Raw genomic sequence first — 9479 nt, forward strand, 5'->3', positions numbered from 1 at the left:
TCGACGGCATCGCCTTCCAGACCAACATCCTGGCGCTCAACGCCGCGGTGGAGGCCGCGCGCGCCGGCGACGCCGGGCGCGGCTTCGCGGTGGTGGCCGGCGAGGTGCGCACGCTGGCGCAGCGCTCGGCCGGGGCGGCGCGGGAGATCAAGGGCCTGATCGAGGAGAGCCTGACCAAGGTCCAGGCCGGCAGCGCGCTGGCCGATCAGGCCGGCCACGCCATGGGCGAGATCGTGGGCCAGGTCGAGCGCGTGCGGCAGCTCATCGCCGACATCAACAGCGCCACCAACCAGCAGGCCGACGGCATCGGCCAGATCAACGAGGCCGTGACGCAGCTCGACCGCACCACGCAGCAGAACGCCGCGCTGGTGGAGGAATCCGCCGCCGCGGCCAGCAGCCTGCAGCAGCAGGCCGAACAGCTGGTGCAGGCGGTGGCGGCATTCCGGCTGCCGGAAGGGGTGGCGGGGCGCGCGGCGGCGATGGCGTAGCGAGGCTGTCCGGGGAAAGTACGTTCAGGTTGTAACCCGTAGCCAGGGCGCTACACACCTTGCGCCGTCATGCCCGCGAAAGCGGGAGCCTCCTGGCAGGACCGGATTGTCCTGTGGCAGAGCTTCGTGGAGCGCCGCCAGGCCCGGTGCCTCGCTTGCCTAGAATCGGCGGCTTTTGGCTGCCTGCCTCCCTTCATGACCACACCTGATGCTTTGAGCCGCCCCCACTGGCGGCGGCGTGCCGTCCTGGCCGCGCTCGGCGCGGCGGCGGGTGCGCCGGCGCTGGCGCAGTTCCGTGTCGAGATCAGCGGCGTCGGCGCGACGCAGATCCCGATCGCCATCGCGCGTTTTCGTGATGAAAAACTCGGCGGCCAGCCCATCAGCGAGATCGTGCGCGCCGACCTGGAACGCAGCGGGCTGTTCCGCGCCATCGAGGCGCCGGGCGTGCTCGACGAGGGCTCGCTGCCGGTGATGAGCGAGTGGAAGGGCCGCAACGTGGACGCGCTGGCGCTGGGTTCGGTGAGCCGCCTGGCCGACGGCCGCTTCGACGTGCGCCACAAGCTTTGGGACGTGGTCAAGGGCGAGGACCTGGGCGGCCAGGCCTACGCGGTGCCCAGCGCCGACCTGCGGCTGGCCGCGCACCGCGTGGCCGACGCCATCTACGAGAAGCTCACGGGCGAGAAGGGCGTGTTCTCCACCCGCATCGCCTACGTCACGCGCGCCGCAGGCCGCTACACGCTGCGCGTCACGGACGCCGACGGCGAGGGCGGGCAGGTCGCGCTGGCCAGCCCCGAGCCCATCATCTCGCCGGCCTGGTCGCCCAACGGGCGCGAACTGGCCTACGTCAGCTTCGAGACGCAGAAGGCCGTGGTGTGGGTGCAGGACATCTCCAGCGGCGCGCGGCGCAAGGTGGCCGACTTCCGCGGCAGCAACAGCGCCCCGGCCTGGTCGCCCGACGGCGGCCAGCTCGCCGTCACGCTCTCGCGCGAGGGCGGCTCGCAGCTGCACGTGATGGACCGCGGCGGCGGCAACGTGCGGCGCCTGACCAGCAGCTCCGCCATCGACACCGAGCCGGTGTTCAGCCCCGACGGACGCCAGATCTACTTCGTGAGCGACCGTGGCGGCAGCCCGCAGGTCTACCGCATGGCGGCCAGCGGCGGCAGCCCGGAGCGCGTGACCTTCAACGGCGGCTACAACATCAGCCCCGCCATCAGCCCCGACGGGCGCTCCATGGCCTACATCACGCGCCAGGGCGGCGCCTTCAAGCTGATGGTGATGGACCTCGCCAGCGGCGACGTGCGCGCGCTCACCGACACCTCGGACGACGAGAGCCCCAGCTTCGCCCCCAACGGCCGGCTGATCATCTACGCCACCCGCAGCGGCGGGCGCGACGTGCTCATGACCACCACGCTGGACGGCCGCATCAAGACGCGGCTGCTGTCCTCGGGCCTGGACGTGCGCGAGCCCGTGTGGGGGCCCTTCGGCCGTTGAGCCTGCAACCGTGACGGCGCCGCCTTTGGCGGGGCGCCGCGGGCTTTGGGTCAGAATTCCTTTTATTTTTTCGTCAAGGAGTGGAAACGATGAATGCAATGCGTGGCAGCCTGGGTGCGCTGGCGGCGGCGGCCCTGCTGGCCGGTTGCGCCTCCGGCGTGAAGCTCAACGAGACCCCGGTGGAGACGCGCACGCCCGTGGCGGCCGACGCCAACGCCGGTGCCGGTGCCGGCGCGGGCGGCGCGCCGCAGTCGCAGGTCACGACGGTGAGCGTGGACCCGAACGCCGCGGCGGCCAATGCGCCGCGCGTCGTGTACTTCGACTTCGACAGCTTCGTGGTCAAGGACGAGTACCGCCCGGTGGTGGAGGCGCAGGCCAAGCGGCTGAACGCCGACAAGAGCAAGCGCGTGAGCATCGAGGGCCACACGGACGAGCGCGGTGGCCGCGAGTACAACCTGGCGCTGGGCCAGAAGCGCGCCGAGGCCGTGGCGCGCTCCATGAGCCTGCTGGGCGTCAACGCCGCGCAGATCGAGCCGGTGAGCTTCGGCGAGGAGCGTCCGGCGGTGCAGGGCAGCGATGAAGGCGCCTGGGCCAAGAACCGTCGCGCCGAGATCAAGGACCGCTGACATGCACACCCCGCGCTTCCTGGCCCTGGCGGCGGCGCTGGCGCTGGCGCTGCCCGCGGCGCGTGCCGAGATCTTTCCGGACAACGAAGCGCGGCGCGCCATCCTGGAGCTGCGCAAGCAGGTCGAGGAGGCCGCCAAGGCGCAGAAGGCGCTGGACGCGCAGATGCAGGAGCAGCTCACGCAGCTGCGCCGCAGCCTGGTGGACCTCAACAACCAGCTCGAAACCCAGCGCGCCGAGATGGCTACGCTGCGCGGCTCCAACGAGCAGCTCGCGCGCGACCTGGCCGAGCTGCAGCGCCGCCAGAAGGACATCGCGCAGGGTGTGGACGAGCGCATGCGCAAGTTCGAGCCGCAGAAGGTCACGCTCGACGGCAAGGAGTTCAGCGCCGATCCGGAGGAGAAGCGCCAGTACGAGGAGGCCGTGGCGCTGCTGCGCAATGCCGACTTCGCCGGCGCCGCCAACGCCTTCGGTGCCTTCCTCAAGCGCTGGCCGCAGAGCGGCTATGTCGACGCCGCGCGCTTCTGGCTGGGCAACGCCCAGTACGGCAAGCGCGAATACAAGGAAGCCATCGCCACCTTCCGCGCCTTCGTCGCGGCCTCGCCGCAGCACCCGCGCGCGGCCGAGGCGCTGCTGGCCGCGGCCAATGCGCAGGCCGAGGCCAAGGACACCCGGGGCGCGCGCGCCACGCTCAACGAGCTGGTGAGCAAGTACCCGCAGTCCGAAGCGGCGGTGGCTGGCCGCGAGCGGCTGGCGGCGCTGAAGTGACGTCCATGGCGGCGGCCCAAGGCGACGTGCAGCACCTGCCGCCCGGGGCCGGTCCGTTGGACGAGGCCGACGACGAGCGCCGCTTCGGCGGGCTGCGCCGCCTGCATGGCGAGCAGGCTTACGCGCGGCTGCGCGGTGCGCGGCTGGCGGTGGTGGGCGTGGGCGGCGTGGGCTCTTGGGCGGTGGAGGCGCTGGCGCGCTGCGGCGTGGCCTCGCTCACGCTCATCGACCTGGACCACGTGGCCGAGTCCAACATCAACCGCCAGGTGCAGGCGCTGGGCACCACGGTGGGCATGGCCAAGGTGGAGGCGTTGCGCGGGCGCATCGCCGACATCCATCCGGGCTGCGTGGTGCACGGCGTGGAGGACTTCGTCGAGCCCGGCAACTGGCCGGCGTTGCTGCCGCAACCGGTGGACGGGCTCATCGACGCCTGCGACCAGTCGCGCGCCAAGCTGGCGCTGGCCGACTGGGCGCTGCGCGAGCGCGTGCCCTTCGTCAGCGTGGGTGCGGCCGGAGGGAAGCTGCAGCCGCATCTGGTGGAAGTGGAAGACCTGGCCGACACCACGCACGACCCGCTGCTGGCGGGCCTGCGCCAGCGCCTGCGCAAGCGGGGCGCGCCGCGCAAGGGCGCCATCGGCGTGCGCTGCGTGTTCTCGCGTGAGAGCGTGCGCCCGCCCGCAGACGCCGCCTGCTCGGTGGACGGCAGCCTCAACTGCCACGGCTACGGCTCCAGCGTCACCGTCACCGCCACCTTCGGCCTGGTGGCCGCGGCCGAGCTCACGCGGCTGGTACTGGCGCGGCGCTGAGACTGCCACCGACGCTGCGTGGACATCCGCCTGCGCAGGGGTACACAAAAAAGTGCTCGGCGCTTTGCAAAGCCCAAAAACATTGCTAGAATGCAAGTCTTCGCAGACGGCGATTCGGTTGATCAAGCAGTTGATTGAGCGAAGGGGTTGTTAGCTCAGCCGGTAGAGCAGCGGACTTTTAATCCGTTGGTCGCAGGTTCGAATCCTGCACAACCCACCATCGTTTGCGTCGAGGTTTGATCGGGGGCTCTTAGCTCAGCTGGTAGAGCAGCGGACTCTTAATCCGTTGGTCGTAGGTTCGAATCCTACAGGGCCCACCAGACAAACTTCGGCGCGAGTCGAAGGCAAATCGGCGTACTGCGAATGTCGGGCTCTTAGCTCAGCTGGTAGAGCAGCGGACTCTTAATCCGTTGGTCGTAGGTTCGAATCCTACAGGGCCCACCAAGACAATCGCGAACAGCCTGTAGTGGAAACACCGCAGGCTGTTTTGCTTTGGGCGGCGATTTTCGAGGCATCGCTCAAGCGACTCCTGGCGCCAGGGCTTCCGGCCCGCACCTAGCATGACCGGCGTGCAAATCCTTGCCGTGCGGGAGAAGCGCCATGGCGATCCAGCTCAACCACACCATTGTTCACGCCCGCGACGCTGCCGCGTCCGCGCGCTTCCTGGCCGAGTTGCTGGGTCTGGGCGAGCCGGTGCGATTCGGGCCTTTCCACGCGGTGGAACTGGCCAACGGCGTGACGCTGGACTTTCTGGACAGCGACGAAGTGCCGTTGGTCGAGCACTACGCCTTCCTGCTCAGCGAAGCCGAGTTCGACCAGGTTTTCGAGCGTATTCGCGTGCGCGGACTGCCGTACTGGGCCGACCCGGGCCACCGGCGCCTGAACCAGATCAACCATGGCGATGGTGGCCGCGGCCTGTATTGGAGCGATCCGGACGGGCACAACCTGGAAATATTGACCCGGCCTTACGGCAGCGGCGGCGGCTGAAATAAAAGCGTCGCTTTGCGCTGACAGACTACAAATTCCGTCTCAGGGTTTCCCCAACCTTTGTGGACAACTCTGTGGGCGGACTGCATAAACCGCTGCTAAGTGCTTGAAATGCCAAGGCTCAAATTGCCGTGCTGAAAAAAGCGGCAATTGATCGGATATCGCGTGCCGGCTCCGGTTTCTTTGCTGACCTGTAACAAGGCGCGATGCGCTGAGGGCTGTCCCCATCTTCTGTGGGCAAGTCTGTGAGCCGGCTGCCCACAGCGCACGCAAGTGCTTGATTCGTCAACAGTCGGCCCAGGCTGCCTCATAAAGAGGCAGCCCGGGATATCAATGCGCCAACAGCACCGGCACCGTCATGGACTGCAGCACGGTGCGGCTGGCACCGCCGAGCATGAGCTCGCGGGCGCGGCTGTGGCCGTAGCAGCCCATGACCAGCAGGTCGGCGCTGACGTCGGCCGCCAGCGACAGCAGCGCGTCGCCGATCTCGTGCGGCGCCGGGCCCTCGCGGTGGTACTCGGCCTCGATGCCGTGGCGGCGCAGCAGCGGCTCCAGCTCGTGCGGGTCGCTGCCCCAGCTCGCCACGTGCACCTCCGCGCCCTCCTGCAGCAGCGGCAGCGCCGCGGCCACGGCGCGCGCGGACTCGCGCGTGGGCTTCCAGGCGATCAGCACCCGCTGCCCCACGTCGGTGAAGCGGCCGGCATAAGGTACCGACAACACCGGACGGCCGCTGTCCAGCGCCACCGTCTCCACGAAATCCGCCGGCACGCCCGGGCCGGCCGGGTCGTCGCGGTCGAACTGGCCCAGCACCACCAGGTCGTGCACCAGCGCCTGGCGCACGAACGCAGGCACCACCGGCCTGTCGGCGTCGATCTCGGCCCAGCGCACCAGCGCGCCGGCATCGGCGCTGTCGAACAGCGCGCGCGCCTGGGCGCGGCGCTCGGCATCCAGCGTCGGCGCCAACACCAGGCTCTGGCCCTCGGCGAGCAGGTGCCGGCCATGGGGCAGCACCGGCGCGGGCGTGTAGAGCGCGGTGACCGTGGCGTCCAGCCGGTGTGCCAGCGCCGAGGCCACGCCGATGCGTGCGGCGCAGCGCGGCGAGGGATCGACGTGCAGCAGGATGGAAGCAATGGGGCTCATGTAAAGGTCTCCCTCTTCAGCGGTTGCGGGGCGGGCCGGTGCGCCGTGGAGCGCGGGGCGATCAGGTGGTTCGTGTCGTGGACGATCGCCGCGCCGGCCTTGGGTCAAGCCAATTTAGGAAGCCGTCGCGCCGCCGCGCTTGCGCTGGATCAAGCGCCCCGGCGCAGCGTGACGGCGCCGCCACGGTGGCGTGCGCTCCGGCCGCCGCGCCGCGCCGCGCGTCGCGCTGCATGTCCCCGCCGTCCACGGCCCCGCGCGCCCCGGCGCACCATCACCCGCTTCTGCCTTTGCGGGAGCACCGCCGATGAAGTCTCTTACCCCTTGCCATCCCACCCGCCGCGCGCTGCTGGGCGCCACGCTGCTCGGTGGCCTGGGCGCCGTGCCCGCGCTGCGCGCGCAGGGCGAAGAGCCCGAGGTCGCCACCGTGGCGCGCGGCCTGGAGCGGCCCTGGAGCCTGGGCTTCCTGCCCGATGGGCGCATGCTCGTCACCGAGAAGGCCGGCCGACTGCGCGTAGTGGCCGACGGGCGCCCGGGCGCGCCGCTGCAGGGCGTGCCGGCCGTGGACGCCGACGGGCAGGGCGGCCTGCTGGACGTGGTGCCGGCGCCCGATTTCGCGTCCAGCCGCACCCTCTACTTCGGCTTCAGTGAGCCCGCGCCCAGCGGCCGCGGCAACGGCACCGCCGTGGCGCGCGCCGTGCTCGACGGCGAGCGGCTGCGCGAGGTCCAGGTGGTGTTCCGCCAGGAGCCCAAGGTTGCCAGCAGCGCGCACTTCGGCTGCCGGCTGGTGTTCGGCCGCGACGGCAACCTTTTCATCACCCTGGGCGACCGCTTCTCGCGCCGCGACGACGCGCAGGACCTCTCGAACCACCTCGGCAAGATCGTGCGCATCGCCCCCGACGGCTCCGTGCCGCGCGACAACCCGCTGCTCGGCCGGCGCGGGGCGCGGCCGGAAATCTGGAGCTGGGGCCACCGCAACGTGCAGGGCGCGGCGCTGCATCCCGCCACCGGCGCGCTGTGGACGCACGAGCACGGACCGCAGGGCGGCGATGAGCTCAACGTCGTCACCGGCGGCAAGAACCACGGCTGGCCGGTGATCACGGCCGGGCGCGAGTACGGCAGCGGTGCCGCCATCGGCCAGGGCGAGACCCGCGCCGACGTCGCGCCCGCGCTGCGCACCTGGGTGCCCTCGGTGGCCCCCAGCGGCATGGCCTTCGTCACCAGCGACCGCTACCCCGGCTGGAAGGGCAGCCTGCTCATCGGTACGCTCAAGGCGCAGCGGCTGCTGCGGCTCACGCTCGACGGCGAACGCGTCACGGGCGAGCAGCGGCTGCTGGCCGGCCTGGGCGAGCGCATCCGCGACGTGCGCCAGGGGCCGGACGGGCGCATCTGGCTGCTCACGGACAGCGGCGACGGGCGGGTGCTGAGGCTGGGGTGACGAACGGTTGCCAATGCACCCGCCGCCTTCTTGTCGCACGTCAAGCCGCCCGGGGAGCGCCAATGGCCTGACGGCTCCTTGAAAGCCCCGGCACGACACAATCCCCGGCATGAGTGCTTCCAACGCCATGGCGGTGTGTTCGCTGCCCATTGAAGGGATGAGCTGCGCCTCCTGCGTCACGCGGGTGGAGAAGGCGCTGGCGGCGGTGCCCGGGGTGCGGCAGGCCAGCGTCAACCTTGCCACCGAGGCCGCCAGCGTGCAGGCCGAGGGGCCGGTGCCGCTGCAGGCGCTGCGCGCGGCGGTGCAGCGCGCGGGCTACCGCGTCAGCGAACAGACGGTGCGGCTGCGCGTGGAGGGTATGACCTGCGCCTCCTGCAGCGCGCGCGTGGAGCGCGTGCTCTCGCGCCAGCCGGGCGTCATCTCCGCCAGCGTCAACCTCGCCACCGAGCAGGCCGAGGTGGTGCTGGCCGCACGCGAGCCCGACGTGGCCGCGCTGGTGCAGGTGGTGGAGCGCGCCGGCTACAAGGCTTTCCCCGTGCCGGAGGACAACGGCGCCGCCGCCGCGCGCCGCCCCGCCGCCGATGCGCGGCCCGTGGTCGCCGCGCTGGCCTTGTCCCTGCCGCTGGTGCTGCCCATGGTGGGGCTGCTGTGGGGCTCGCACTGGATGCTGCCGGGCTGGCTGCAGTGGCTGCTGGCCACGCCGGTGCAGTTCGTGCTGGGTGCGCGCTTCTACAGGGCGGGCTGGAAGGCGCTGCGCGCGGGCAGCGGCAACATGGACCTGCTGGTGGCGCTGGGCACCTCGGCCGCCTACGGCCTGAGCGTGTACCTGCTGCTGACCGGCGGCATGCACCTGTACTTCGAGGCCTCGGCGGTGGTGATCGCGCTGGTGCTGCTGGGCAAGTGGCTGGAGGCGCGCTCCAAGCGCCAGACGACGGCAGCCATCCGCGCGCTGCAGGCGCTGCGCCCCGAGTCCGCGCGCGTGCGCCGCGAGGACGGCAGCGAGTTGGAACTGCCCCTGGCGCAGGTGCGCAGCGGCGACCTGGTGGTGGTGCGCCCGGGCGAGCGCATCGCCGTGGACGGCGAGATCGTCGAAGGGGCCAGCCAGGTGGACGAATCCCTGATCACCGGCGAGAGCCTGCCCGTCGCGAAACAGCCCGGCGACCGCGTCACCGGCGGCGCCGTCAACGCCGAAGGCCGGTTGCTGGTGCGCGCCACCACGGTGGGGGCGGAGTCCACGCTGGCGCGCATCGTGCGGCTGGTGGAGTCGGCGCAGGCGGCCAAGGCGCCGATCCAGCGCCTGGTGGACCGCGTCAGCGCCGTGTTCGTGCCGGTGGTGCTGGCGCTGGCGCTGCTGACGTTGCTGGGTTGGGGGGGCGCCACGCACGACTGGGAGCGGGCCATCCTCAACGCCGTGGCGGTGCTGGTGATCGCCTGCCCCTGCGCGCTGGGCCTGGCCACGCCCGCGGCGCTGATGGCCGGCACGGGCGTGGCGGCGCGGTACGGCATCCTGATCAAGGACGCCGAGGCGCTGGAGGTGGCGCACGCGCTGGCGGTGGTGGCCTTCGACAAGACCGGCACGCTGACGCAGGGCCGGCCCGATCTGCTGGCCTGCGAGCCGGTGCCCGGCGGCGATGCCGCCGAAGTGCTGGCCCTGGCTGCCGCGCTGCAGGCGCACAGCGAGCACCCGCTGGCGCACGCGGTGCAGGCGGCGGCGGCGCAGCGGGGCCTCGGGCCGGCCGA

9 protein-coding genes and 3 tRNA genes are annotated in these 9479 nt (G+C 71.5%); 11 read left to right on the top strand and 1 reads right to left on the bottom strand.

Annotated features, from left to right (window positions below):
* The 9 genes from Q0741_RS17475 to Q0741_RS17515 all read left to right on the top strand — a co-directional run.
* Nucleotides 1-488: methyl-accepting chemotaxis protein (locus Q0741_RS17475; protein WP_298234474.1), on the top strand; the 488-nt coding region annotated here is incomplete at its 5' end.
* 195 nt (nucleotides 489-683) lie between these two features.
* On the top strand, nucleotides 684-1979 hold the full coding sequence (gene tolB, locus Q0741_RS17480; RefSeq protein WP_298234475.1) for a Tol-Pal system beta propeller repeat protein TolB: 1296 nt from the start codon (nucleotides 684-686) through the stop codon (nucleotides 1977-1979).
* 89 nt (nucleotides 1980-2068) lie between these two features.
* Complete coding sequence (gene pal / locus Q0741_RS17485; protein ID WP_298234476.1) at nucleotides 2069-2605, top strand: peptidoglycan-associated lipoprotein Pal; 537 nt, start codon at nucleotides 2069-2071, stop codon at nucleotides 2603-2605.
* 1 nt (nucleotide 2606) lies between these two features.
* Nucleotides 2607-3371, top strand: a complete 765-nt coding sequence (gene ybgF / locus Q0741_RS17490; protein WP_298234477.1) for a tol-pal system protein YbgF — start codon at nucleotides 2607-2609, stop codon at nucleotides 3369-3371.
* A gap of 5 nt (nucleotides 3372-3376) precedes the next feature.
* A complete protein-coding gene (locus tag Q0741_RS17495) occupies nucleotides 3377-4177 on the top strand; it encodes a tRNA threonylcarbamoyladenosine dehydratase (RefSeq protein ID WP_298234478.1) in 801 nt (266 codons plus the stop codon).
* A gap of 144 nt (nucleotides 4178-4321) precedes the next feature.
* Nucleotides 4322-4397 (top strand) — tRNA-Lys (locus Q0741_RS17500).
* 24 nt (nucleotides 4398-4421) lie between these two features.
* Nucleotides 4422-4497: transfer RNA gene (locus Q0741_RS17505), tRNA-Lys, on the top strand.
* Nucleotides 4498-4545: 48 nt separating this feature from the next.
* Nucleotides 4546-4621 (top strand) — tRNA-Lys (locus Q0741_RS17510).
* Nucleotides 4622-4777: 156 nt separating this feature from the next.
* A complete protein-coding gene (locus Q0741_RS17515; protein ID WP_298234479.1) occupies nucleotides 4778-5164 on the top strand; it encodes a VOC family protein in 387 nt (128 codons plus the stop codon).
* A gap of 330 nt (nucleotides 5165-5494) precedes the next feature.
* Here the strand turns inward: Q0741_RS17515 and Q0741_RS17520 are convergent, their stop codons facing one another.
* Nucleotides 5495-6304: a universal stress protein gene (locus tag Q0741_RS17520; protein WP_298234480.1), complete on the bottom strand. Its 810-nt coding sequence runs from the start codon at nucleotides 6302-6304 to the stop codon at nucleotides 5495-5497.
* Nucleotides 6305-6608: 304 nt separating this feature from the next.
* Between Q0741_RS17520 and Q0741_RS17525 the strand changes: the two genes are divergently transcribed.
* A complete protein-coding gene (locus Q0741_RS17525) occupies nucleotides 6609-7739 on the top strand; it encodes a PQQ-dependent sugar dehydrogenase (RefSeq protein WP_298234481.1) in 1131 nt (376 codons plus the stop codon).
* Between the two features lie 109 nt (nucleotides 7740-7848).
* On the top strand, nucleotides 7849-9479 hold a 1631-nt coding region (locus Q0741_RS17530; RefSeq protein ID WP_298234482.1), incomplete at its 3' end, for a heavy metal translocating P-type ATPase.

The organism is uncultured Azohydromonas sp., from assembly GCF_937926365.1.
Lineage (GTDB): Bacteria > Pseudomonadota > Gammaproteobacteria > Burkholderiales > Burkholderiaceae_C > Azohydromonas.

Bases quoted from the DNA above. Each gene is read 5' to 3' on its own strand.
- Q0741_RS17515 (WP_298234479.1), top strand. From the start codon at position 4,778: ATGGCGATCCAGCTCAACCACACCATTGTTCACGCCCGCGACGCTGCC.
- pal (WP_298234476.1), top strand. From the start codon at position 2,069: ATGAATGCAATGCGTGGCAGCCTGGGTGCGCTGGCGGCGGCGGCCCTG.
- ybgF (WP_298234477.1), top strand. From the start codon at position 2,607: ATGCACACCCCGCGCTTCCTGGCCCTGGCGGCGGCGCTGGCGCTGGCG.
- Q0741_RS17525 (WP_298234481.1), top strand. From the start codon at position 6,609: ATGAAGTCTCTTACCCCTTGCCATCCCACCCGCCGCGCGCTGCTGGGC.
- tolB (WP_298234475.1), top strand. From the start codon at position 684: ATGACCACACCTGATGCTTTGAGCCGCCCCCACTGGCGGCGGCGTGCC.
- Q0741_RS17520 (WP_298234480.1), bottom strand. From the start codon at position 6,304: ATGAGCCCCATTGCTTCCATCCTGCTGCACGTCGATCCCTCGCCGCGC.
- Q0741_RS17495 (WP_298234478.1), top strand. From the start codon at position 3,377: ATGGCGGCGGCCCAAGGCGACGTGCAGCACCTGCCGCCCGGGGCCGGT.